The organism is Afifella sp. H1R, assembly GCF_021462425.1.
Taxonomy (GTDB): domain Bacteria; phylum Pseudomonadota; class Alphaproteobacteria; order Rhizobiales; family Afifellaceae; genus Afifella; species Afifella aestuarii.
Map to the genome: position 1 here is coordinate 42,274 of NZ_JAKEDY010000003.1, position 24,922 is coordinate 67,195.

General features: G+C 64.6%; 20 protein-coding genes and 2 tRNA genes. 18 read left to right on the forward strand and 4 right to left on the reverse strand.

Annotated elements, in window-relative coordinates; all coding sequences use genetic code 11:
• The first annotated feature begins 1 nt into the window (after nt 1).
• The 5 genes from L0F51_RS17235 (at nt 2) to L0F51_RS17255 (ending at nt 5,711) form a co-directional block, all read left to right on the forward strand.
• On the forward strand, nt 2-1,120 hold the full coding sequence (locus L0F51_RS17235) for an FAD-dependent oxidoreductase (RefSeq protein WP_234630425.1): 1,119 nt from the start codon (nt 2-4) through the stop codon (nt 1,118-1,120).
• Nucleotides 1,104-1,415: a 2Fe-2S iron-sulfur cluster-binding protein gene (locus tag L0F51_RS17240; protein ID WP_234630426.1), complete on the forward strand. Its 312-nt coding sequence runs from the start codon at nt 1,104-1,106 to the stop codon at nt 1,413-1,415. Before L0F51_RS17235 ends, L0F51_RS17240 begins: the two co-directional genes overlap by 17 nt.
• The gene (locus tag L0F51_RS17245) at nt 1,412-2,824 is read left to right on the forward strand and encodes an FAD-dependent oxidoreductase (RefSeq protein WP_234630427.1); all 1,413 of its coding nucleotides are present in this window, start codon (nt 1,412-1,414) and stop codon (nt 2,822-2,824) included. Before L0F51_RS17240 ends, L0F51_RS17245 begins: the two co-directional genes overlap by 4 nt.
• A complete protein-coding gene (locus tag L0F51_RS17250) occupies nt 2,817-3,212 on the forward strand; it encodes a carboxymuconolactone decarboxylase family protein (RefSeq protein ID WP_234630428.1) in 396 nt (131 codons plus the stop codon). The genes L0F51_RS17245 and L0F51_RS17250 overlap by 8 nt, the downstream gene beginning before the upstream one ends.
• Before the next feature lie 117 nt (nt 3,213-3,329).
• The gene (locus tag L0F51_RS17255; RefSeq protein ID WP_234630429.1) at nt 3,330-5,711 is read left to right on the forward strand and encodes a transketolase; all 2,382 of its coding nucleotides are present in this window, start codon (nt 3,330-3,332) and stop codon (nt 5,709-5,711) included.
• Nucleotides 5,712-5,776: 65 nt separating this feature from the next.
• On the opposite strand, the gene L0F51_RS17260 is transcribed toward L0F51_RS17255, so the two are convergent.
• The 3 genes from L0F51_RS17260 to L0F51_RS17270 are packed head-to-tail and all read right to left on the reverse strand — an operon-like array spanning nt 5,777 to nt 9,262.
• On the reverse strand, nt 5,777-6,868 hold the full coding sequence (locus tag L0F51_RS17260) for a hypothetical protein (RefSeq protein ID WP_234630430.1): 1,092 nt from the start codon (nt 6,866-6,868) through the stop codon (nt 5,777-5,779).
• Nucleotides 6,865-8,484 carry a class I adenylate-forming enzyme family protein gene (locus tag L0F51_RS17265; protein WP_234630431.1) on the reverse strand — a complete coding sequence of 540 codons (1,620 nt, stop codon included), beginning with the start codon at nt 8,482-8,484 and terminating at the stop codon, nt 6,865-6,867. The genes L0F51_RS17260 and L0F51_RS17265 overlap by 4 nt, the downstream gene beginning before the upstream one ends.
• 13 nt (nt 8,485-8,497) lie before the next feature.
• The gene (locus tag L0F51_RS17270) at nt 8,498-9,262 is read right to left on the reverse strand and encodes an enoyl-CoA hydratase/isomerase family protein (RefSeq protein WP_234630432.1); all 765 of its coding nucleotides are present in this window, start codon (nt 9,260-9,262) and stop codon (nt 8,498-8,500) included.
• A 144-nt stretch (nt 9,263-9,406) separates the two neighbouring features.
• On the opposite strand from L0F51_RS17270, the gene L0F51_RS17275 reads away from it, so the two are divergent.
• The 11 genes from L0F51_RS17275 to L0F51_RS17325 all read left to right on the forward strand — a co-directional run bounded on the left by L0F51_RS17275 (nt 9,407) and on the right by L0F51_RS17325 (nt 23,208).
• Complete coding sequence (locus L0F51_RS17275) at nt 9,407-10,189, forward strand: IclR family transcriptional regulator (protein ID WP_234630433.1); 783 nt, start codon at nt 9,407-9,409, stop codon at nt 10,187-10,189.
• 105 nt (nt 10,190-10,294) lie between these two features.
• Nucleotides 10,295-10,609, forward strand: coding sequence for a (2Fe-2S)-binding protein (locus L0F51_RS17280; RefSeq protein ID WP_234630434.1), 315 nt, complete (start codon nt 10,295-10,297; stop codon nt 10,607-10,609).
• A gap of 4 nt (nt 10,610-10,613) precedes the next feature.
• Nucleotides 10,614-12,014: an NAD(P)/FAD-dependent oxidoreductase gene (locus L0F51_RS17285; RefSeq protein WP_234630435.1), complete on the forward strand. Its 1,401-nt coding sequence runs from the start codon at nt 10,614-10,616 to the stop codon at nt 12,012-12,014.
• Entirely contained in the window at nt 12,011-13,210 is a 1,200-nt protein-coding gene (locus L0F51_RS17290) for an FAD-binding oxidoreductase (protein WP_234630436.1), read from the forward strand. The genes L0F51_RS17285 and L0F51_RS17290 overlap by 4 nt, the downstream gene beginning before the upstream one ends.
• Nucleotides 13,211-13,857: 647 nt before the next feature.
• Nucleotides 13,858-14,922 (forward strand): ABC transporter substrate-binding protein, encoded by a 1,065-nt coding sequence (locus L0F51_RS17295; protein WP_234630437.1) that lies wholly within the window; start codon nt 13,858-13,860, stop codon nt 14,920-14,922.
• 59 nt (nt 14,923-14,981) lie between these two features.
• Nucleotides 14,982-16,088 carry an ABC transporter ATP-binding protein gene (locus tag L0F51_RS17300; RefSeq protein WP_234630438.1) on the forward strand — a complete coding sequence of 369 codons (1,107 nt, stop codon included), beginning with the start codon at nt 14,982-14,984 and terminating at the stop codon, nt 16,086-16,088.
• On the forward strand, nt 16,081-17,895 hold the full coding sequence (locus L0F51_RS17305) for an ABC transporter permease subunit (protein WP_234630439.1): 1,815 nt from the start codon (nt 16,081-16,083) through the stop codon (nt 17,893-17,895). The genes L0F51_RS17300 and L0F51_RS17305 overlap by 8 nt, the downstream gene beginning before the upstream one ends.
• A gap of 111 nt (nt 17,896-18,006) precedes the next feature.
• A complete protein-coding gene (locus L0F51_RS17310; RefSeq protein WP_234630440.1) occupies nt 18,007-19,317 on the forward strand; it encodes an FAD-binding oxidoreductase in 1,311 nt (436 codons plus the stop codon).
• Nucleotides 19,314-20,318, forward strand: a complete 1,005-nt coding sequence (locus L0F51_RS17315; protein ID WP_234630441.1) for an ornithine cyclodeaminase family protein — start codon at nt 19,314-19,316, stop codon at nt 20,316-20,318. The genes L0F51_RS17310 and L0F51_RS17315 overlap by 4 nt, the downstream gene beginning before the upstream one ends.
• 162 nt (nt 20,319-20,480) lie before the next feature.
• Nucleotides 20,481-21,983, forward strand: coding sequence for an aldehyde dehydrogenase family protein (locus L0F51_RS17320; RefSeq protein WP_234630442.1), 1,503 nt, complete (start codon nt 20,481-20,483; stop codon nt 21,981-21,983).
• Between the two features lie 217 nt (nt 21,984-22,200).
• Entirely contained in the window at nt 22,201-23,208 is a 1,008-nt protein-coding gene (locus L0F51_RS17325; RefSeq protein ID WP_234630443.1) for a DUF6625 family protein, read from the forward strand.
• Nucleotides 23,209-23,468: 260 nt separating this feature from the next.
• Here L0F51_RS17325 and L0F51_RS17330 read toward each other — a convergent pair.
• Nucleotides 23,469-23,545 (reverse strand) — tRNA-Pro (locus tag L0F51_RS17330).
• 192 nt (nt 23,546-23,737) lie between these two features.
• Here L0F51_RS17330 and L0F51_RS17335 point away from each other — a divergent pair.
• A tRNA-Gln gene (locus tag L0F51_RS17335) sits at nt 23,738-23,812 on the forward strand.
• A 141-nt stretch (nt 23,813-23,953) separates the two neighbouring features.
• Nucleotides 23,954-24,910: a polysaccharide lyase gene (locus L0F51_RS17340; protein ID WP_234630444.1), complete on the forward strand. Its 957-nt coding sequence runs from the start codon at nt 23,954-23,956 to the stop codon at nt 24,908-24,910.
• Nucleotides 24,911-24,922: the final 12 nt, after the last annotated feature.

Below are 24,922 nucleotides of genomic sequence, written 5' to 3' on the forward strand. Positions count from 1 at the left end.
CGTGAGCGGCGCGCGTTCCACGCAATGGGCAGTGATCGGCGGCGGCATTGTCGGCGCCGCCATCGCCTATGGGCTCGCCCGTGCCGGCGAAAAGCCGCTCCTCCTCGACGAGGGCGATGTCGCGCACCGGGCGGCCCGCGGCAATCTCGGCAATGTCTGGGTGCAGGGAAAGGGCGCGGCGCTTCCTCCCTATGCCGATCTCAGCCGGCGCGCCGCCAATGACTGGGCCGCCTTTGCCGGCGAGCTGGAGGAGGTGACGGGCATAGACGTCCACTTCCGCCGTCCGGGAGCCTTCTTTCTCTGCTTTTCGCCCGAAGAGCTTGAAAAGCGAGGCGCCATGATGGGGCGCCTCAACGAGGCCGCGACGGTGAAGAGCCGGTTCGAGGTGCTGGAGGGCGACGAACTGAGACGGCGGCTGCCGGCGGCTGGTCCCACGCTTGCCGGTGCCATCTTCTCGCCCGACGACGGCACGGCGAACCCCTTGCGGCTCCTGCGCGCCCTGATCCAAGGCACGGTCACCCTCGGCGGCGAATACCTTCCCTGTCAGAGGGCGGAGAATATCGCCTTTTCCGGAGGCGGTGTCGAAATCACTACGCCCAAGGGGTCGGTCAGGGCGGAGCGGGTGGTGCTGGCGGCCGGGCTCGGCAATGCCCGGCTTGCGCCGGTTCTCGGCCTCGACGCGCCGGTGCGTCCGGTCCGCGGCCAGATCCTGGTCACCGAAAAGCTCAGGCCCTTCCTAGACTGCGGCACCAATTTCGTCCGCCAGACGGTGGAAGGCGGCTGCGTCTTCGGCGAATCCTCCGAAGAAGCCGGTTTCGACGAGGGCACGACGCTTCCGGTGCTGCGGGAAACCGCCGCGCGCGCCGTCGCGGCCTTTCCGCTCCTGCGCCACGTCCAGGTGGTGCGCGCCTGGGGGGCGCTCAGGATCATGAGCCCGGACGGCGCGCCGATCTACCAACAGACGGAGGACGGCCGCGCTTTCCTCGTCAGCGTCCACAGCGGCGTGACGCTTTCCTCCTTCCATGCCGGACCTCTGGTGGAGACCCTCATGGGTGAAGGTTTCTCCACCCCCGCCTATCGGCCCTTCTCGCCGGAGCGTTTTCATGTTCAGGCGGCTTGAGAGAGGCGCCGGTGGGCGCGTCACGGTGCATGTCGACGGGCGCCCGGTGCAGATGAAAGAGGGGGCGAACCTTGCCGCCGCCCTTCTTGAGGCCGGCTTCTCGCCCTTTCGTACCACGCCGGCGAGCGGCGCACCGCGCGAACCCTATTGCATGATGGGCGTGTGCTTTGACTGCCTTGCGATCGTTGATGCCGTGCCGAACCGTCAGACATGTCTCGAAAGGGTCCGCGCCGGCATGACGATTGAGATCCAGGACGGGGCAGCGGGCGTCGCTGAGGCGGAGGGCGAGCTTTGAGCGACGCAAACCGTGTCGATCTCGCGATCGTTGGTGCGGGTCCGGCCGGCATGACTGCAGCCATTGCGGCGCGCCGGCATGGGCTCAAGGTCGCCGTCTTCGACGAGCAGCCGGCGCCGGGCGGCCAGATCTACCGCGATGTGGAGACGGCGGAGGCGGGCCGCAGTGCAATTCTCGGTGCGGACTATGTTGCCGGCCGGCCGCTTGCCGAGGCGTTTCGGGAAAGCGGTGCGAGCTACTATCCGCGCGCCACGGTCTGGCGGCTTGCCTCCGACGGTCTCTCGTGGAGCGCGCCTGCGGGCGGGGATGAAATCGCGGCCGAGCGTATTCTTGTGGCCGGCGGCGCGATGGAGCGGCCGTTCCCTGCAAAGGGCTGGACGCTGCCCGGCGTTATGACGGCAGGGGCGGCGCAGATCCTCCTGAAGAGTGAGGGAGTGGTCGCCGACGACGCCGTCTTCATCGGCTGCGGACCACTCCTTGCGCTCGTGGCGTGCCAGTATCTGAAGGCTGGTGTTCGCATCCGAGCGATCCTCGACACGACGCCGCCGCAAAATCGCATGGCCGCGCTGCGGCATCTGCCAAAGGCGCTCGCCGCGCCGGGCATGCTTTCCAAGGGGATCGGTATGCTCGCCCGCATCGCCGCCTCGCCGGTCGCCGTTTACCGGCGCGTGGAAAGCGTCGAACTGGTGGGCGATGGGCATCTCGCTGCCGTGCGCTGGCGCGACCCACAAGGCTTCCATGAGATCGAGGCGGAACGGGCCTTCCTGCATCAGGGCATTATCCCGAACCTCAATATGACCATGGCGGCCGGATGCCGGCACGTTTGGGATGAGCGCCAGCTCGCCTTCCGGCCTGAGACCGACGCATTCGGCCACACCAGCCTCGCCTGGCTTATGTCCGCCGGCGATGGCGCCGGCATCGCTGGGGCCAAGGCTGCAGCTTTGTCGGGCGAGATCGCCGGTCATACGGTGGCGCACGACCTTGAGCGCCTCGACGGCGCATCCTTCGAGGCGGCCACGGTACCGCTCCTCAAGGCGCGTCGGCGCGAACGTGCGTTGCGCCCTTTCCTCGATGCGCTTTACCGCCCGGCGCAGAGCATGCGCGTGCCGGAGGACGATGATGTCGTCGTCTGCCGCTGCGAGGAGGTGCGGCGAGGCGAGATTGCGCGTGCCGTCGCCGAAGGCTGTCCCGGCCCCAATCAGCTGAAGAGTTTTACCCGCGCCGGCATGGGCCCGTGCCAGGGGCGCTTGTGCGGCCACACGGTCGTCGAGACGATCGCCGCACTGTCCGGAGCCGCGCCGGAAGCGGTTGGATACTATCGCAGCCGGATGCCGTTGAAACCGGTCACTGTCGGCGAGATCGCCGGTCTATCGTTTGAGAACAACTTGAGGGAGAAAAGCCATGGGTAAGCCGCAGCCGATCGAATATGCGGACGCGTCACCGGAGGTGAAGGCGGTTTTCGACGACATCAAGACCTCGCGCGATATTCCCGACGTCAACAATTTCTGGAAGTATCTTGCGAACGACCCGACGACGCTGAAGCGCACCTGGGAAAGCGTCAAGGAGGTGATGGCCCCCGGGGCGCTCGATCCGCTCGTCAAGGAGCTCATCTATGTCGCCGTCAGCGTCACCAACAATTGCGGCTACTGCATCGCCAGCCATACCGCGTCCGCGGAGAAGGCGGGGATGACGGAGGCGCAGTTCGGCGAGCTGATGGCAGTCGTCGGCATGGCCAACGAGACGAACCGGCTCGTCAACGGCTACCGTGTGCCGATCGATCCTGCCTACGAGAAATAGATCTCTGCGCGCAGTCCGGGCGTGGACGCATAAGAAGAAACACGCAGGGGGCTGAAGCGGCCAGGATCAGTCGAAAAACGCGCCGGTGATGGTGCGGACAGGGAGGGGAGAGGCACCATGGACACGGACACAATCCGGCATCTGAAGGCGGTGGAGAGGGAGTTGTTGTGGCTCTCCTCCTGGATGATCCACAACGCCAACAATGTGCGCGAGAAAGATGCGGTGAAGGTTGGCGGCCACCAGGCTTCCTGCGCCTCCATGGTGTCGATCATGACGGCGCTTTATTTCCACGCCCTGCGGCCGGAAGACCGGGTGGCGGTGAAGCCGCATGCCTCGCCGCTCTTCCACGCCATGCAGTACCTGATGGGCAACCAGACCCGCGACAAGCTCGAAGCTTTTCGCGGCTACGGCGGTGCCCAATCTTATCCGAGCCGCACCAAGGACGTCGACGACGTCGATTTCTCCACCGGCTCGGTCGGCCTCGGCGTCGGCATCACCGCCTTCGCGTCGCTGGTGCAGGACTACATCACCGCCCACAGCTGGGGCCGCGATGTGCCGCTCGGGCGCATGATCGCCCTTGTCGGCGATGCCGAGCTCGATGAAGGCAATGTCTACGAATGCCTGCAGGAAGGCTGGAAGCACGAGCTGCGCAACACCTGGTGGATCATCGACTACAACCGCCAGAGCCTCGACGGCGTGGTGCGCGAGGGGCTGTGGCAGCGCATCGAGGCGGTGTTCCGCGCTTTTGGCTGGAATGTCGTGGTGCTGAAATACGGCGCCCTGCAACGCGCCGCCTTCGAGGAGCCCGGCGGGGACCGCCTGCGGGCTTGGATCGACACCTGTCCGAACCAGCTCTATTCGGCGCTCGCCTTCCAGGGCGGGGCCGCCTGGCGCAAGCGGCTGATGGACGATATCGGCGATCAGGGGGCGGTGAGCGAGCTATTGGAACGGCGTTCCGATGCCGAGCTCGGCGAACTCATGAACAATCTCGGTGGTCATTGTGTGCGCTCGCTCGCCGACGCCTTCGATGCCGTGGACGACGATACGCCGACGGTCTTCCTCGCCTATACGATCAAGGGCTGGGGCACACCGCTCGCCGGCCATAAGGACAACCATGCCGGCCTGATGACCGGCGCCCAGATGGGCGAGCTGAAATCGGCCCTTGGCGTTGCCGACGGTGCCGAATGGGGGCCTTTCGCCACCTGCGGTGATGATCCGGGGCTTCGCCGCTTTCTCGCTGCCGTACCTTTCTTCGAGAAGGGAACGCGGCGCTACAAGGCGAAGAAGGTCGCAACGCCCGGGCCGGTCCTTCTCGACGACAAGGTGCTCTCCACCCAGGCCGGCTTCGGCAAGATCCTCGATGGCCTGGCGCGTGCCGGCTCTGATATCGTCGATCACATCGTCACCACTGCGCCGGACGTTACGGTCTCGACCAATCTCGGGCCCTGGGTGAACCGCCGCGGCCTCTTCGCCCGCCAGGCGCTCTCCGACACGTTTCGCGATGAGCGCGTGCCCTCAGCGCAGAAATGGATCTTTTCACCCGAGGGTCAGCACATCGAGCTCGGCATCGCCGAGATGAACCTCTTCCTGCTTCTCGGCGCCGCCGGGTTGTCGCACGCGCTGTTCGGCGAGCGGTTGATCCCGATCGGTGCTGTCTACGATCCCTTCATTGCGCGTGGCCTCGATGCCCTCAATTATGCCTGTTACCAGGATGCGCGCTTCCTCATCGTCGGCACGCCCTCGGGCGTTTCGCTGGCCCCGGAAGGCGGCGCGCATCAGTCGATCGGCTCGCCGCTCATCGGCATCAGCCAGGACGGGCTGGCGAGCTTCGAGCCGGCCTTCCTGGACGAGCTTTCGGTGATCATGGATTGGGCCTTCGACTATCTGCAGCGCGACGGCGAGGGCGATCCTGACGAACGGACCTGGCTGCGTGACGAGACCGGCGGCTCGGTCTATCTGCGGCTGACGACGCGGCCACTGGAGCAGCCGATCCGACGCACCGACGAAGATTTTACGCGCGGTGTCATCGATGGGGCCTATTGGCTGCGCGAGCCGGGGCCGAATGCCGACGTCGTGCTCGCCTATCAAGGCACTGTCGCCCCGGAAGTGATCCAGGCGGCCGGGCAATTGGGGGAAGGACGGCGCGATATCGGTGTCCTCGCCGTCACCTCTGCCGACCGCCTCAATGCTGGCTGGACGGCGGCGCAGCGCGCCCGCCGGCGCGGTCACCGTCACGCTGCCGGTCATGTGGAAACGCTGCTGAAGCCTCTGCCGCGCCACTGCACCATCGTGACGGTGACGGACGGCCATCCTGCCACGCTTGGCTGGCTCGGCGCCGTCGCCGGCCATCGCACCGTGCCGCTCGGCGTGGAGCATTTCGGTCAGACAGGCACGATCGCTGACCTCTACCGCCATTACGGCATCGATACGGCGAGCATTGTGGAGAGCGTCGCGGCGCTGACGCCAGGCCGCCAGATCCGCGGCGTGCTGACGAGCTGAGGGCGCAAGATTGCTCGCCGCATCCCAGGCGAGCGTTTTGGATGGCTAGATGAAAAGCCGCCGCCTCAGTGCTGCGGCTCTGCCAGGAGCTTGTCGCGCAGGCCGAGCATGTCCTCACAGACGGCTTCCAGCGCCTGGACGTCGAAGCCCTGCGCATGGGCAAAGCCTTCGCGTTCCAGAAGCTCAGCGAGCCGCCCATGAAACACCGCCTGCGTCCCTTCCACGGTGAGACCACTTTGCCTCTCGAAAGCGTCGTTCCAGGCAATCGCCTCATCCTCTGAGACGCCGGCGGGCAGATCGAGCGACAGAGCGTCGTCCTTGAGCGCGACCGGATAGCCGCCGGGCAGGCCGTTCGGCCCGGGCACATGGCCCGACCAGGGAAGGCCAGCGGCAAGCGCCAGGATGAGCGTCACGCCGCTCGCCCCGGAAACCTCGATGGCGGGCTCGGGCGTCAGGCGCACGTCGGCGAAGGTGGCGAAGACGTCGGAAATCTCGCTGTCGCCGACGAAGACGCGCGGGGCGGGAGCGCCTTTGCGGTCCTCCGCTTTGCGCCGCCACGGGGCAAGGCACTGATAATGCGCCAGGATGCGGAGAGGGCCGTCGCCGAGCGTGGTACGCGCCTCGGCACCGTCGAAGACATTCGACAGGATCGCCACATTGCCGGTGCCGCACAGAACGCGGTGGCCCATAGCGGTAATCAGGCCGTTCACGACGTCGGGGAAGGAGCAGTTGATGAAATGCGTGCCCGGCGCGTTCTGGCTGATCGCGGCAGCCATGCGGCTGGAAATCAGTGCTTGAAAGATCGCCGTTGCCGACAGCCCGCCATCGGCGACGAGTTGGCTCCAGCGGTTGCCCGACTGCGCGATCACGGCCGATGTCTGGATCGACGCGGCCTGCACGACGATGCGCGGCGCGGCGATTTCGAGGATCCGTTCGCTCGCAGACTCCTCAAGAAGGTCCAACCGGTGCGTGACGACGCGCGCGGGCGTACCGAACATGCGGGCGCGGGCATTGCCGGCGGTGCGCAGCCAGTCGAACCGCTCCGCATTGCGGCCCGCGACCATGACGGTGACCGGGCTCTTCGCGGTTGCGGCGATATCGAGAACGATCCGGCCAGCGAACATGCCGGTTCCGGTCACGAGGACATCGACGCTCATGGCTTTCTCCGCTCCGTATATGCTGCGCTGTCCCACCGGCCCTCGGGCGCTTGCGGGAGACGGTGTTTCTGAATCCGCTGGCTTGGTGTCTTCGGGAATGCCTCGACGAAAGCGATGTAACGCGGCCGCTGATACGGTGCGAGCCGGCCGGCGAGCCAGGCATGCAGCACGTCGGGCTTAAGCTCGGAGCCCTTGCGCCGGACGACGAAGAGCTGAATGTCGTATTCGCCGACCTCGGCAGGCACGCCGACCATGGCGCATTCCTCGACGTCGGGATGGTGCAGGGTGACCGATTCCACCTCATGGGATGAGACGTTCTCGCCGCGGCAGCGGATGCTGTCGCCCATGCGTCCGTGGAAGAAGAGGAGGCCATCTTCGTTCCACGAGCCGAGATCGCCGGTGTGGAAGCCGTCGTCGCGCAGAGCCTTCGCTGTCGCTTCCGGATTGCGGTAATAGCCCGGAAAGATCGCCGCCGGCAGCGACGTGTTGACGATGATCTCGCCGCGGCCTTCGCCGGCGCCGAGCAGCTTGCCGGTCTCGTCCTTCACCGTCACGGTGAACCAGGGCAGCGGGCGGCCGACGGAGCCGAGGGCGCCTTCGGTGTTGCAGGTCGTCAGGCTCGAGGATTCCGTCATGCCGTAGCATTCGCGGATCTCGACGCCGAAGCGGTCCTCGAAGGCTTTCCAGACATCTGCCGGACAGCCGCCGCCCCAGGCGATCCGCACATCGTGGTCACGGTCGAGCGGAGAGGGGGGGTGCTTCAGGAGAATCTGGATGATGCCGCCGAGATGGTGGATATGCGTGCAGCCGGCTTCGCGCACATCGGCCCAAAAGCGGCTGGCGCTGAACCGGTCGCGCAAGGTCACAACGACGTCGTGCAGGAGCGGCATGACGATCACCTGTGCGCCGCCGATATGGTAGAACGGCTCCCACATATAGAGGTTGTCGCCCGGCCGCAGCCCGGCGCAGAACGCCGCCGCCTGCGCCGACAATTCCAGCATGGCATGCGTGACCATGACGGCTTTGGACGGGCCCGTCGTGCCGGAGGTGAACATCAGAGCGACGAGGTCGTCAGGGGCCAGAGCGCGCTCTTGCAAGCTTGCGTGCTCAACCGCTGGAGGCAGCCCGGCCAAGGGCAGGATGCCGTTCTCGGCCGTCGCTCCGCAGCTTTCGATGGTCGCCACGAGATCGGGATCGCAGACCACGATCGCGGCTTCGACGAGCTTGATCGCATGAGCGAGCCCGTCGCCGACAAGTGCTGGGTTGGTCGGGACCCAGATCATGCCGGCCCGCATCAACCCAAAGATGAGCGCCAGCGACGCAGGGCTGTTGCGCATCATGACGACCACGCGATCGCCGGCGCGCACGCCATGCGTCGAAAGGTGCGCGATCATCGCATCGGCGCGGGCCGAGAGCTCGCCGAAGGTGAGCGGCCCCTCCGGCGTGTGCGCAAACACGCGTTCGGGGACGCGGTTGGACAGCTCGTTGAAGCTTTTCGCCAGGCCGTGAATGCGCACCTCGGAGCCCGGCGCGAAAAACCCATCGCTCTGCGGCTCGCCCGGCCCCCGCTTGTTCTCGGGCGGCATGGCGCCGTCTGTCGTCGCGCCGTCTGTCATCGCATTGCCCGGCTCAGCGCTTGCGGCGCGCTTCGAAGAAAGCTTCCATCATGGCCTGCGGCTCGCCGGTTCCATAGGCTTCGACCTGGACCCGGATGCCGGAGTTCATGGCGTCATCGAAGCCGGCCTGTGTCACCTCGGCGATCCGCTGACGGTCGAGACGCATGGCTACGGGGGGCTTCGCGGCAAGAAGCTCGGCCAGTTCGAGCGCCGTCGCCTGGACCTGGTCTGCCGGCACGAGGCGGCTGATGAGACCGAACGAGAACGCCTCTTCTGCCTCGATCATCCGGCCCGTCAATGTGAGGTCGATGGTGCGGGCGAGACCGAGATGCTCGCGCATGATCCAGTTGCCGGTGACCGTCGGGATGCCGGAATTGATCTCCGGCTGTCCCATCTTCACGCCCGGATGTGCCACGCGGAGATCGCACAGGAGTGCCACCTGGAAAGCCGATCCGGCGGCCAGGCCATTGAGAGCGGCAATGATCGGCTTCGAGCCGAGGCGGAAGCGATTATAGAGCGCCTTCCATTCGCCCATCCACGTTTGGGCGCGGTCCGCGTCGAAGGTCTTGCTTTCGCTGAGGTCCTGCCCCGCGCCGAAGGCACGATCGCCGGCGCCCGTGAGGACGATGGCGCGAATGCCGGGATCGGCCTCGGCATCGTCGAGGGCGGCGTTGAGCAGGTCACGCATCTGCGTGTTCCACGCATTGAGCTTGTCCGGCCGGTTCAAGGTGATGCGGCGGACTTGGCCGATTGTCTCGGTGAGGATGGAATCTGCCATTGTATCCATTATATTGCAATAACAGTTATTATAATAATGCAGCCGGCAGCGCTCTGTCAACCAACGGACCTCTGCACGGCGGGTGATCGCACTGGACGGCACGCCTTCAGGATGTAAAACGCTAACCGCGGATCAGGGGCAGAGATGAGCACGCAGGGGCAAAAAGGGCGGAAAACCAACCCGCTGATGGTGCAGTCGGTGGCGAAGGCGTTTCGGGTTCTCCAGGCCTTCGATTCCAAGCACCCGTCGATGAGCCTGTCGGAGATCGCTGAGCAGACCGATATGGATCTGAGCGCCGCGCAGCGTTTCGCTTACACGCTCCAGCATCTCGGCTATCTGACGAAGAATCCGGTCACGCGGCAATTCTCCCTGGCCCTCAAGACGCTCGACCTTGGCTACAATTACCGGCAATCCTCGGAACTCGTCGGCCGCGCGATGCCGGTCTTGCAGCATCTCAGCAAACAGACCGAGGAGACCGTCAATCTGACGATCCTCGATGGTACCGAGATCGTCTACATCGCCCGAATCCAGAGCCGGCATGTGCTCAATGCCGACGTCACCACCGGCACAAGGCTGCCGGCGTATTGCATGTCGCCGGGTCGGGCGATCCTCTCGCAAATGAGCGAAGAAGACGTACGCGCAGTGATCGCGAACTCGGATTTGCAGATGCACACGCCGGCGACGGTGACCGATCCTGACCGGCTGATGGAGTTGATCGCCGAGGTGCGCGTGCAGGGTTACGCGGTTTGCTTTGAAGAGCTCTACCGGGGCGATGCCTCGATCGCTGCGCCGATCATCGGTCCCGGCGACAAGGTGACCGGCGCGGTCAGCATCGCCACCTCTTTGGCGCGTTTTTCTCCTGAAGAAGTGACGGAAAACTACGCCAATCTGATCATTGCCGCCGGACGGTCGATCTCGATCCCTTGAGGGGTGTGAGATTTCCGATGCCATCTCTGAGGCTCCCCTGCAGTCCAGCTTGACAGGGGCGTGAGCTGCGTTCAGCCTTAATGCGATAGATGTTATCGCAATGAAATGACAGCACCCGCCGCGTCCCCTCCCGGGCTTTTCGTTCCGATCTATGAACTTGCCGCCGAGCTCTTCATCAGCCTCGATGGCATTCGCATGCCGGGCCGGCGCGGCGAGACCGTGATGTCGGTGCTGCTCCGCAACGCGGCCGCTCTTGGCCGCTCGGAATTCGATGGTCGTTCCCGCGCGGGCTTCTGTCTCATGGGCGCCTGCCAGGATTGCAGTCTTTGGAGCATGGATGGCGGTCGCATCCGCGCCTGCATGACAATGGCGGAAGACGGCATGGCGCTTGTGACGGCGCCGCCGCTTGCCGAGATATGATGCGATGAGCGGCGCCCCCCAAGACGCTCCGCCCGTGATCGTCGGAGCCGGCCCGGCGGGTCTTGCTGCCGCCGGAGCCTTTGTCGAGGCTGGGATCCGTCCGATCGTGCTCGACGAGTCCGACCGACCTGGCGGGCAGGGCACGCGACGTCTGACGCCTCTGCTTCGCGACAAGGCCGAGCCCCTGTTTGGGGCGCGGGCAGCAAGGCGCCGGCAGGAGCGCGAAGCGCGGGAGGATCACATTCTGTCGGGTTGCGATTACCGGGCGAACACCCTCGTCTGGGGCGCTTTCGACGGCGGTCTTGAGCTTTTGAGCGGGGGTGCGTGTCAGGAATTGCGTTATGCGCAGCTCCTCCTCGCGACTGGCGCGACCGACGCTATTCTTCCTCTCCCCGGCTGGACACTGCCCGGCGTCTATTCGCTCGGCGGGGCGCAAGTGGCCTTGAAGCGTCACGGCAACTTCATCGGCCGCAAGATCGTTTTCGCCGGCTCTTCGCCGCTCCTTTATCTCGCTGCGGCCCAGTATTGCCGCCTCGGCCCATGTGAGATCACCGTCCTCGATACGACGCCCTTTCGCGGCAAGCTGCGCGCCGCCGTCGGGATGGCTCGACACGCGGCGGGAACGCTTCGCCAGGGCCTTTCACTGATGGCGGAGCTGCGGCGCGCGGGCATACGCATTCTCGCGGCGGCAGATCTTCTCGCGGTCGAAGGCAAAGACCGCGTCGAAGCATTTCGTTTTCGCGATGCCGCCGGCCGGGAGGATCGTCTTGACTGCGACGCTGTGGCGATCGGCTTCGGCCTGCGGCCCGAGACGCAGCTGGCCGAACTCGCTGGTGCTGCCTTCGAATTCGATCCGGTGCTGCGGCACTGGTTTCCTCGCCTTTCGCCGGATGGGCAGGCCGGGCCGGCTTTGTGGATCGCCGGCGATGGCGCCCGCACGATGGGGGCGGAAGGGGCCAGTTTCGCTGGCCGCCTTGCGGCGCTCTCGATGCTTCAGGCAATGGGCCGCGGCGATGCCGTGAAGCCCGATAAGATGAGGCGTTTGCGGCGACGGCTCGAGCATGCGAGGCGTTTCCAGCTCGCGGCTGCGGAGGCCTTCCGCATTCCCCGCGAGATGCTGTCGCGTCTGCCCGAAGACACCATTCTTTGTCGCTGCGAGCGCGTGACCTTGGGCGAAGTCCGGTCGGCCGTGCCGCGCGCGTCGGGACCAGTGGAAGTCAACCGCGTCAAGGCGATCACCCGCTGCGGTATGGGGCGCTGTCAGGGGCGGTATTGCGGCGTTGGGCTCGGCGAAGTGGTGGCGAAGGTGACGGAACGTGATCTTGCCGAGGTCGGGCGCCTGCGAGCCCAGGCTCCGATCCGACCGATCCCGATGTCGGCGGCGATGCGGGACGCGGCCGAATGACTCGTCCGACCGCCTTCGATGCGATGGTGATCGGGGCCGGTCTCTTCGGCGCCTTCACCGCGTTCTTTCTGGCGCGCGCCGGCCTGAGAGTGGTGCTCCTCGAACGCGGCTTTGTCGGCGCGCAGTCGAGCGGCGCAAATTTCGGTGGCCTTCGACTTCAGGGCCGCGATCCCGCTCAGTATCCCCTCTCGTTGCGCGCCCAGTCCCACTGGGAGGGCTTCGTCGAGCTCGTCGGCGAGGATTGCGAGTACGATCGCGCCGGCCATGTCTATTTTGCCCGAACGCCCGAGGGCAGGGCAAAACTCTTGAAATATGCTGCGACGTCCGAAGCCTCCGGCCTCGCGGTTGAAATCCTGGAAGGCGACGCACTCCGTGCCCGGCTGCCTCTGCTTGCGCCCGAGATTGCGATTGCGAGCTATTCACAGCGCTGCGCGACCGCGAATCCGAGGCTGGCGACACCGGCCGTCTGCCGGGCCTTCCTGCGGGCGGGAGGCGTGCTTCACGAGGGATTCTCGGTCGCCGAGATCCGGCATGACCAGGGGCTTTTTACGGCTGTCTCGGCGGACGGGCGGGGGCATTCTGCGCCCATCCTAGTGAATGCCGCCGGTGGCTGGGCCGGCGCTCTTGCCGCGATTTTCGGCGAGAGAGTACCGATCTTCGCTGCCGGCCCCCCGCAATTCGTGACGGAGCCGCTGCCGTATATTCTGCGCCCCACGATTCAGGCCGTCGAGGGCGATGTGATCGTTCGCCAAATCCCGCGTGGCAACGTCATTTTCGCTGGCTATCCGCGCACGCGATCGACCGCCGATGGCAAGCATACTTTCGTCCCGCCGCAGAAGATCCGCACGGGCATGGGGGCTCTCGTCTCCGCCCTGCCGGCCTTCCGGCACGCCGAGGTCATTCGGAGCTGGTCGGGTGTCGAAGGCTATCTGCCCGACATGCTGCCAATCGCAGGGGCAAGCGCGACGACCGAAGGCCTCTTCCATGCCTTCGGAGGAAGCGGCGGCGGCTTTCAAATCGCACCCGCCGTGGGCGAGTGTCTGGCCGCGAACATCCTAGGTGAACCGCCACCTACGTCGCTTCATCCGTACCGCATTGGCCGGTTCGATGGTCATCTCGAAGAGAGCGAAAAGATCCTGGCGGAGTTCGACCGCGCGGATGAGAGAAGCGTGGGCGAGGGCATCTTGGCGGGATAGCAGGCGAAGATGCGTCTGCGGTCCGGCCGCAACATGAGCCTTTGCACGAATTGCCGACAATCAGACTGGAGGCAAAGCCCCTGTAGCCGCTCGGCTTTCTGTGTGGCGCTTGGAAAATTTGCTCGGGCTCGCCTTTCCCGCGTGAGCTCCCGCTTGACAGGCCTGCCTCTGCTGGGCTTCATTTCAATAAGTACTATTGAAATCCAATAGTACAGTTTCGGAGAGGAACCGTTTGGGCGACAGCCTGGTGATCGAATTGGCAGACGGCATCGGGCAGTGGACCCCGGCGCCGCCGCGCGACCATCGTCTACCCGGGCGAGACGCGGACGGCAGAGCTTCGGCACAATTGGATACGCGCTGCGATCACTCCCGGGACCTGCTGTGGAATTGCCGGAGCGATCATAAAGGCCCCCGGGCGGGCCCGACGACATCGACAGCGCTCAGGCCGCAGATCGCATGCCCTCAAGCGGCATCGCCGCTCCCACCCGCGAGGGACGATGGGCGGATCGCCCGGCCACCCCGACAGGTGGATGACGCTTTTCTTCAAGACGGGACTGCGTTTGGGCAGGCTCTCAGATCCCGCACACAGAACACCTGCAGCCTGTCCCGCCTATGAGCACGTCTCACGAGAGGAAAGGAACAGAACCATGCCGTTAAACAGGAAGATCTCCCGCCGCAGCATTCTCCTTGGGAGTGCGGCGAGCCTCGCCGTCAGCGCAGTCGGCCTTTCCATTCGCCCGGCGCGCGCGGCGGATTCCCTGACCGTCGCCGACCCCGGAGGCCCCTTCAAGGATGCCTATGGGGCTGCCTTCTACAAGCCCTACGAGGAGAAGACAGGTCTCCAGATCGTCAACGTTGCCCGCGAGCACCAGCCGACGAGCCAGGTTCAGGCGATCGTCGACACCGGCAATTACAGCTGGGACGTCGTCACGATCACTCAGGGCGACGAGGTTCTCCTGCATGACCGCGATCTGCTCGAGCCTCTCGACTGGGATCTGGAGCATATGGGAGACATCATGAAGGAGGCGAGGGCGCCCGACTGGATGGGTGTCGACGTCTACGCCACGATTCTCGCCATCCGTTCCGACCACTTCAAAGACAAGAAGCCGGCCTCGTGGGCGGATTTCTGGGACGTCGAGAACTTCCCCGGCCGGCGTGCGCTGCGTAAGAGCCCGATCGATACGCTCGAGATCGCGCTTCTCGCCGACGGCGTGACGCCGGAGGAGCTTTATCCTCTCGACCTGGATCGGGCCTTCAAGAAGCTCACCGAGATCCGCCCGCATATCGACGTGTGGTGGACGGGCGGTGCCCAGACGAGCCAGATGCTGCAATCCGGCGAAGTCGACATGCTGCCGACCTGGAACGGCCGCGCTCAGACCGTCATCGACGCCGATGGCACCGTCGAGATCGTTTGGAACCAGGGGCTCTATTCGATCGAAGGCTGGGCGATCCCCAAGGGCAGCCCGGCGAGCGACGAGGCCAAGAAGTTCATCGCCTTTTGTGCCGATCCGAAGCGCCAGGCCGAATACACGAAGACGCTGGCCTATGGGCCGACGAACCCGAAGGCCTACGACTACATCCCGCCGGAGCGGGCGAAGTTCCTGCCCACTGCGCCTGCGCATTTCGACAAGCTCATTCTCGCCAGCCAGGAATGGTGGGGTGAGCACAAGGAAGAGGCTGAACAGCGCTTCAACGAGTGGCTCCTGTCCTGACAAGATCTCGTCCTCCCGCTCCTGTGCGGGAGGACGACCTCCTATCCAAGGTTTCCTTCATGAAGATGGCTGACGGTTCGTCAAATTCCGATTCGCTGAAGCTCGAAGTCCGCAACCTCCGCAAGACTTTTGGAGAGTTCGTGGCGCTCGAGGGAGCCTCCGTCGAGGTCCGCGCCGGCGAATTTCTCACTCTTCTCGGCCCTTCCGGCTCGGGCAAGACGACACTCCTGCTGGCGATCGCGGGTCTCAACGAACCCGACAGCGGCGAGATCAGGATCCATGGGGATCTCGCGACCTATCTCCCGCCGTATCAGCGTGACATCGGCATGGTCTTCCAGAACTATGCTCTGTTTCCGCATATGACGATTGCCGAGAACATCGGCTTTCCGCTCCGCATGCGCCGCTGGTCAGCTCCGAAGATCGATGAAGCAGTGAGCCGGATTCTGGAAGTCGTGCAGCTTCCGGGCACGGAAAACCGTTATCCACGCCAGCTCTCGGGTGGCCAGCAGCAGCGTATCGCGCTCGCCCGCGCCCTCGTCTACGAGCCGTCGATCGTCCTCATGGATGAACCGCTCGGCGCGCTCGACAAGAAGCTGCGCGAACAGCTCCAATACGAAATCAAGCGTCTGCACGAGCGTCTCGGTCTCGCCATGCTGTACGTGACGCATGATCAGGAAGAGGCGCTCGTGATGTCCGATCGCATCTGTCTGATGCGGCAGGGCAGGATCGAGCAGATCGGCACGCCTGAAGAACTCTATTTCCGCCCGAAGACGCGTTTTGCTGCGGACTTCCTTGGCGAATCGAACCTTCTCCAGGGCGAGGTGACCGGCCGTGGGGAACGCGACTGCGCGGTCGTGCTTGCCGACGGCAGCACGGTGAGCGGTCCCACCACCACGGAGCTGAGTGTCGGCGATAAGGCCGTCGTGATGATCCGCCCCGAAGCCATCCGCATCAATGCTGCAGAGCCAGGCGCCAATTCCGTCACCGCCACCTTCATCGAGGCCGTCATGACCGGCGGGACGACGAAGTGCTTTTTCGAGGGCCATCAGGGGCAGCAGCTCAAAGCTCAGATCCTCACCGGCCAGTCGCGCGACGGCCTTGCCCCCAACAAGGAAGCGGTTCTTTCCTGGGAACCCGAATCCTGCGTGGTGCTGGCCCATGACTGACATGTCCAGCTCTGCGGCGCCGGCGCCCGCGCGTCCGCTTGGCCGAGCGCTTGCGACGTTGCGCGGCAGCTGGCCTCTGATCCCGGCGGCCCTCTTTCTTGCCGTCGCCTTCGTCTATCCGGTGGCGCTGTTGCTTGGACGCAGCTTCGTCGGCTCCGATGGCGGGCTCAGTGCGGAAAACTATGCCCGCCTCGGCGAATCCACCGTCGTTGTCCGGGTGATGCTCATCACCTTCAAGATTGCCGGCTGGACGACCCTCTTTGCCATCATCGCCGGCTATCCGATCGCCTATCTGCTCGCGACTTTGCCTCCCAGCCGGCGCAATCTCCTGGCGATCTTCGTTCTGATGCCGTTCTGGACGAGTTTCCTCGTCAGAACCTTTGCCTGGATCGTGCTTCTCGGGCGCAACGGTGCGCTCAATCAGCTGCTTCAGGCGCTCGGCGTCAGCGATCCGCCGTCTTTTCTCTACCAATTCTCCGGTGTCATGATCGGCATGGTGCATGCGCTGATGCCGCTTTGCGTGCTCACCATGCTGTCCGTCATGGAGAATATCGACAAGCGTCTCACCGATGCGGCGGGAACGCTCGGCGCTCGGCCGGCCGCGGCCTTCTGGCGGATCTATTTTCCCCTCTCTCTGCCGGGCGCTGCCGCAGGCGGGCTTCTCGTCTTCATCACCTCGCTCGGTTTCTTCATCACTCCGGCGCTCCTCGGCAGCGAGCGCGAGACCGTTATCGTCCAGCTCGTCATTTTCCAGATCAAGGAGATGCTGAATTGGGGCTTCGCCGGTGCGATCGCGATCATGCTTCTCGTCGTCGCGCTCGTCATCTTCTACATCTATGACCGGCTCGTCGGCCTTTCGACGCTTTCGGGCGGCGATGTGCGCGGGAGTTCCTCGTCGCGCAATCCGCTCTCCTGGCTCGGTTCGAAGGTTGGCAATCTTCTCCTGACCGTGATCTCGGAGATATCCGACGTCATCGGCCGCGCTCTGGGCGCTCTCGTGCCGGTTCGGCCGGACCGCAAGCCGTGCCGAATTGGCGGCAAGGTCTTACGCCTCGTCGCGCTCGCCGGTATCGCCTTTCTCGCCGTTCCGGCCTTCTTCGTCGTCCCGGTCTCGTTCAGCGAATCTCAGTTCCTCAGCTGGCCACCGAAAGGCTTTTCGCTGCAATGGTATCGCGAGGTCCTCGACAATCCCCTGTGGATCGGTGCGGCCTGGCGCTCCTTCGTCGTCGCGTTCAGCGTCGCCGTGGTGGCCCTCATCCTCGGCGTTCCGGCGGCCTTCTATTTGGTCCGGCGCGCCCGCCGCACGACAGCCATCATGGCCTTCCTAATCTCGCCACTGATCATGCCGCACATCATTATCGCGGTGGCGCTCTTCTATCTCTTCGCCCAGATCGGTCTCGTCGGGACGACCATCGGCCTCATCATCGGGCATACGGTCCTGGCCATTCCCTATGTCGTCGTCACGGTCGTGGCGGTTCTCAAGAACTACGACATCCGGCTCGATCAGGCCGCCTCGACACTCGGGGCGAACGGCGTGCGCACCTTCCTCAACGTGACCTTCCCGCTGATCCGTTCGGGGCTCATCGCCGCGTTCATGTTCGCGTTCATCATCTCCTTCGACGAGCTGACGATCTCGCTGTTCGTGACGGGCGGGCAGGTCACCACCTTGCCGAAGCAGATGTGGGACGATGCGCTTCTGCGTGTCAGCCCGGCGCTCGCGGCCGTCGCCACACTCATCCTCGCCTTCATGACTGCGGTGATCCTCGGCTCGGAGATCCTGCGCAGGCGCGGCGTTGCCAAACAATAGGGGAGACGGTGGGACGGTGATGGACGTGAGGTTGCCGCCATATCGCGAGCCGACGGCCTCCCACGTCGCCGTCCCGCGCGATTGTCGTCATGCTATCGAGGACGAACGGCAGTGACATCGTCCGATGCAAGTGTCGCCTCGCAGGGTCCGACAGAGAAGCCGCTCCGCACCGTCGTGATCGGTGCCGGTATCGTCGGCATTTTCTGCGCCCTGGAGCTCCAGAAGGCCGGTCACGATGTGATCCTCCTCGATCGTGGCCCTCCGGGGGGCGATCAGGCGGCCTCCTATGGCAACGGCGCGTGGCTCAGTCCGGCCTCGATCATGCCGATGTCGGTTCCAGGCCTGTGGCGAGACGTGCCGGGCTATCTTGCCGATCCGTCCGGCCCCTTCGTCATCCGCTGGCGCCACTTGCCGTCGCTTCTGCCATGGCTTGTCCGCTTCCTGCGCGCAGGAAGCAGCTGGCGGAAGGTCGAGATCTGTGCCGCGCATCGTTACCGCCTGTGCCGCAGGACGGTGGACTGGCACCTGAAATGGGCGCGGTCGGCCGGCATCGAGCATCTCATCGCCCACGAGGGGGTCTGGTTCCTCTATCGCGACCGTTCCGACATCGAGCGCGAGGCGCGAGAATGGAAGATGCGCAAGGAGCTCGGTGTCCGCTTCAGCGAACATGATCGCGCGGCGCTGATCGAGCGGGAGCCGGCGCTGTCGGAGGAGTATAACTTCGGGATTAGGGTCGATGAGGGGGCCTTCCTCCGCGACACGCGCAGCTATTGCGAAGGCCTTGTGGCGCATTTCTGCGCCGAGGGCGGCCGTCACGTCCGCAGCGCCGCTCGCAGCTTCGAGACGACGCATGGCCGTCTCACACATGTGGTGACGGGCGATGGACGCATTGCCTGCGACCGCGCGGTCATTGCCGCCGGCGCCTGGTCGGCCGAACTCGCGCGCCAGGCGGGCGACAATGTTCCGCTCGTCTCTGAACGCGGCTATCATGTGGTCCTGCCCGGGGTCATCGGCCATCCGCCGATGTCGGTCATGCCGGCCGACGGAAAGATGGCGGTGACGCCGACGGACCGTGGCCTGCGCATCGCAGGACAGGTCGAGCTTGCCTCGCTCGATGCCCCGCCGGACTGGCGCCGTGCCGACATCCTCCTCGCCTTCGGCAAGAAGCTGTTTCCCGGGCTCCACGGTGTGCAGTCTCCCGATCGCGTGGAGCGCTGGATGGGTCACCGACCGTCGACACCGGACGGCCTTCCTTCGATCGGCGCGGCATCGGCCTGCGCCGATATCGTGCACGCTTTCGGTCATGGGCATTCCGGTATGATCCAGGCGCCCGTGACGGCGCAGATCGTCTCGCGTTTCCTGACAGCCGGCGTGGTCTCCCCGGAGGATGCGGCTTTCTCTCCCCGGAGATTTGCCGCGTGAATGAAGCCCCCCGATTTCTGGGCGAGGCCGAGATCAGGGCGCTCGCCATCACGCCGGATGAAGCTCGGCGCGCCGTTGCCGACACCTTCCGGGCGGCCAGCGAAGACCGCGCCGTGAGGGCACCCAAGACGGCGCTCACGCTTGCCCCCGGGCACGGCTTCCAGGCGATGGCAGCGGCTTCGGCATCCACCGGCCTCGCTGTCGTGAAATGGACGGGCATCGCGACGGTGCCTCCGGGCGGCGAGGGGCCCGGTATCAACAGCCTCATCATCGCCAGCGATTATGACACCGGCAAGCCGATCGCCGTCCTCGACGGCAACGAGATCACGCTTATCCGCACGGCGGCGCTCTCTGCCGTCGCGGGCGCGTATCTCGCCCCGCCCGGCGCCCGCACGCTCGGCATGATCGGTTGCGGCCTGCAGGCCCACCAGCATCTCGCAGCCCTTTGCGCTCTCCGGCCTGGTCTCGATCATCTTCTCGCCTTCAGTCGAAGCGAGGCGTCAGCCGCGCGCCTCGCAAAGGCCGCGGAGGCGCGCGGTCTTGCCGGCGAGGTCGTGTCTTCGCCGCAGGATCTGCTCAAGCGCGCCGATATCGTCGTCTCGATGGTGCCGGCCTCGCCGGAGCTGGTGCCGTTCCTTGATGCGCGCGTCCTGAAACGTGACTGCTTCGTGTCCGCTGTCGATCTGGGCCGCGCCTGGCTGCCCGAGAGTTTTGCCGCTTTCGATGTTCTGGCGACCGACGATCTGGCGCAGGGCACGCATCCTTGGGACGTGAACGGGCGCGAGATCGACACGGCGGAGTTCGCCACCGACCTTCTGGCGTTGTGTCGGGAAACTGCGGTCCGGGAGGCGACAAGTCCTGCGACACGCGGCCGCCGGCTCTTCTGCTTCAAGGGGTCGTCCCTGGCCGACCTCGCCCTGAGCGCGCTGGTCGTAGAGAGGGCGTGGCCCGGCATCATCGCCAGTCACGCCAGATTTGCAGAGGTTTCCAAAGGAACATGAGGACTTGCGGCACTGTCCTGGAGGGGTGGACCGCCGATCGTTTCAGTCTGGCCAAAGCTTTCGCCCCCTGACGGCTCTTGCCCTTGGCAAGCGGGCATGTCGTAAGGAGGCATGGCCACTGCATTGCCCGATCACATCAAGAACACGCGGAGAATTCATTTCATGACGTATCAGACGCTTCTCGACGCTTGCGGGCTCTCGGCCGGGCAGACGTCCTCGGGCTCGCTCGTCGTTACCACGCCGGTTGACGGATCGGAGATCGCGCGCCTCGAAACCCACGCCCCCGGCGATGTCGAGGCAATGGTCGCGACAGCGAAGGCAGCATTCAAGGCCTGGCGGGACGTGCCCGCGCCGCGCCGTGGCGAGCTTGTTCGTCTCCTTGGCGAAGAGCTGCGTACTGCCAAGGAGGACTTCGGACGCCTGGTCGCGCTCGAATGCGGCAAAATCTATCAGGAAGGCCTCGGTGAAGTGCAGGAGATGATCGACATCTGCGACTTCGCTGTCGGCCTGTCGCGGCAGCTCTATGGCCTGACGATCGCATCAGAGCGTCCCGGACATTCGATGCGCGAGACCTGGCATCCGGCCGGCCCTTGCGCCGTGATCACTGCCTTCAACTTTCCGGTTGCGCCTTGGGCATGGAATGCCGCGCTCGCGCTGGTCTGCGGCGATCCGATCCTTTGGAAGCCCTCGGAGAAGACGCCCCTGACGGCGCTTGCCACGCAACGGATCTTTGAGCGTGCGCTCGCCCGTTTCGGCGATGCACCGGAGGGGCTGCTGCAGGTCGTCATCGGCGACGCGGCAGCCGGCAATGTGCTGGTGGAAAGCCCTGACGTGGCCGTGGTCTCGGCCACGGGGTCGGTGCGTATGGGCCGGGCTGTCGGGCCGAAGGTCGCTGCTCGCTTCGGCAAGCTCATCCTCGAGCTTGGCGGCAACAACGCCATGATTGTCGGCCCGTCCGCCGATCTCGAGCTCGCCGTGCGGGCCATCGTCTTTGCCGCGGTCGGCACGGCCGGCCAACGCTGCACCTCGCTCCGGCGGTTGATCGTCCACGAGGATGTCTACGACAAGCTCGTGCCGCGTCTGGCCGAGGTCTATGCCAAGCTGCCGATCGGCGATCCCTTGGCGGATGGAACGCTCGTCGGGCCGTTGATCGACGGTGCGGCGGCGGAGATGATGGACAAGGCGCTCAAGGCGGCCGCCGCCGATGGCGGCACCGTGCATGGCGGTGGCCGGGCGCTTGTCGATACCTATCCAGACGCGGCCTACGTACATCCGGCGATTGTCGAAATGCCGGCGCAGACCGACATCGTCCGCGAGGAGACTTTCGCGCCGATCCTCTACTGCATGAAGTATCGCGAACTCGACGAGGCGATCGCGATCCAGAACGACGTCTCCCAGGGCCTGTCCTCGTGCATCTTTACGACCGATCTGCGCGAGGCGGAGCGTTTCCTATCGGCGGCGGGCTCCGATTGCGGCATCGCCAATGTCAATATCGGCCCCTCGGGTGCAGAGATCGGCGGTGCCTTCGGCGGTGAAAAGGATACCGGCGGCGGCCGCGAGTCGGGTTCCGATGCCTGGAAGGGCTACATGCGGCGCGCCACCAATACGATCAATTATTCCAACGCCTTGCCGCTCGCTCAGGGCGTCTCGTTCGATATCGATTGATCAGCTTTTCGGCCAGCGGCGGTTTTCCCCGCCGCTGCCGATTGGTACCATTTACCTCAAAGTTGCGAGAGGCTTGCCGGCAATCAGAAGAAGGCGGATGGTGAGCGTGTGACGTGCCCTAGAAGGTTGCGGCACGTGAGGGCCAAAGATGTCCTACCATCCCCATATAGACGCGTTTAGTCCGGCCGAGGCGTTGCCGGTTTCCTCCGAGAAGCCGATGATCCTCATTCCTTTCCTCGGCAAACTGTCCGATTTCGCATTGCTTTCTCTGCGAATGCTGGGATGCAGCGCCGACCGGGCCGACATCGTCCTTCTTTCCGATCAGCCTTCACCGACTATTGAAGGTATCTCTCATGTCGATTTTCGTTCGGCCTTCGCGCCGGCGAACCCGCTTGGCATCTCCTATGACGCCTTGCTCGCTTATCCTTACAAGATCTGCGACCTGAAGCCTTTCTTGAATCTCATTTTCCCGCAGGTGGTCGGAGCCGCGCGCCGCTGGGGTTGGGCCGACATCGATTGTCTTTATTCGCGCCGTATTCTGGAGCCCCTGTCCGCGCGAGCGTCGAATGGTCCGCCCAGCATCTTCGGTCAGTTCGGCCATTTCCTCGTAGGTGAGTCCGACGCTTTCGACGTTACGCAGGCGGTGTTTCTCGAAGCGGATCGGCGCGAGCCGAGCTTTGCGATGTTCGACCCGCACCGGCACCTCGCGCTCGATGAGTTTCTCTTCCTTCATGTCGTGCTTACGGAATTGGAGAAGAGCGGCCTGATCGCCTGGGAACGACGTTTTCCGATATCGATCGGCGATGTTGAGCCCTTCCACCGTTTGCCGGTGGTCGGCGGTCAGAGATTTGCGAGCTTCCATGTCGAAGAAGGGCGGCTCTTCGGTCGACCTCTCGACGGCGAAGACGTGGAGTTCGACTATATCCACGTGCAGAAACGACGCGTGGAGATCGACAGGAACCTCGGGCCAGACGATGCGATGCTTTTCTATCCTGAGGCTGACGGCTGCATGCGGCTTGCGCGCGCCAGCGCCTCCACAGCCGTTTCAGCGGCACCTGATGCGCTTGCAGATCTTCGTTTCTTCCTGAAGTGCAACAGCAAGCGGCTGCGCCAGCGCTTTGCCAATCACGGTTTCGGCCCGCGTCCGCATTTGACCGCGGAAGGTGTGCGGTCGATCGTTCAGGAATTGCGCCATCATATTCCGGACGTAAAAGCTGCCGCTTGAACGATCTGGCGCGGTCGAATGCGTCGCAACCGACAGCGTCCTGCCGGATCGGGAGTCCCCGAATCGGCTGCAGCCGGCTCACCCGCTCGGCCGGCCGATAGGATCCGAATCAAAACTGCGATTCGCACCTTGAGCGGCGGTTCTGTCAGGGCTTGGGAGAAGAGACGTCGCGGTCTGGATCTTTGGCCCAGACTGGGCCGGCAGTATAGGCCGGCTAAAGCTAAGGGGCCGCGATCCCGCCCCAAAGCCTCGGGATAAAATGGTCGGAGTGGCAGGATTCGAACCTGCGACCCCCTCGTCCCGAACGAGGTGCGCTACCAGGCTGCGCTACACTCCGCCAAAGCGGGGTGGCTTATAGCCTTGCACCGCTTCAGCTTCAAGCCATCTTCTTAATGTCATGCAATGGATTTCGCATAAGAGGCCTGCAGCTATGTCGCAGGCTGCTTCGCAGGCTCTTGATGGGCTCGGCATGTTGCCCAATTTCGTCAAAGCCCTTATAGGCGCATTCACTGCTCTCGCGAGCGTGCATTGGGGCGTAGCCAAGCGGTAAGGCAGCGGCTTTTGGTGCCGCCATTCGCAGGTTCGAATCCTGCCGCCCCAGCCAATTCCCTCATGTTTCGTAGTCCTGCTGGTCGCTTTCCCCGAATCGGTCGCGGCCGGCTGTGGGTGGCAACCGCCCGCAGAGCTTGGATTGCGTGCGCAAACCGTGACCGGTAAGGCCTTGTGGGGATCCCTGCCTCTGGTGATGAGACCGATGCGCTTTTTCCTGCCGCTCCTTTTTGCCGGCCTTTGGTTCTCTCTCTTTGCATCCGCCGGACAGGCGAAAATGCTGCGAGAGGATTTCGAAAGCGGCGAACTCGATCCCGCCGTTCTCTATTACAAAGACAATTTCGAGCAGCGGGCCGGCAGCTACCGCTTCGTGCCGGGGGAGGGGCGGGACGGCTCGACCGCGATCGAGCTCACACTTGAGGAGCATTGTCCGCCACAGGCGGAAGATTGCAGCGAGCGTGCCGAATTGTGGGAATCGAAGAGCGCCCATCTGCCGTACGGAACGCCCGTCTGGTACCGCTTTTCGGTGCGTTTCGTCGGTCCCCGCCCGGACGGTGATCACCGGCACGTCCTGGCGCAATGGAAGCGTACGATCCCGAAGGGCGTCCCCGGCAATTCGAGCCCCTTCCTGGCTCTGAGACTGCGCGACGGGAAGCTCTTCTTCACCGTCGAGACCGAATTGCTGAAGCCGCTGCTTTCCGCTGACGGGACCAGGATCTCCCCGTGCCAGCCGGGCGAAATGGAGGTCTGGAACCGACCCTATGATGGTCAAAGCCGTGGCTGGGTGATTGCGGAGGGTGGCGATCGACCTGCCCGCCACGAAGAGTATGATGCCTGCACGGACGAGATCCATCTGACCCGTTTTGTGCCGACCTTGCCCGAAGCGGAGGATGGCTGGTTCGATATCATCGCTTTCACACGCGCCGGGCCCGACGGTGACGGCCGCATCGAACTCTTCGTCAACGGCGAGCGGGTGGCGCAGGTGACAGGCCGCATCGGCCATCACCATCTCGGTCCGAATCAGTATTTTAAATTTGGCCCCTACCGCGATGCCGGCGACGGCACGTGGTCGCTCTTATTCGATGATTTCGCGCGCAGCGAGAAATGCACCGATATGCTGGCGGAGGAGATTTGCCGCGAGCTCGGCTTGTGAGAACGCACAGCT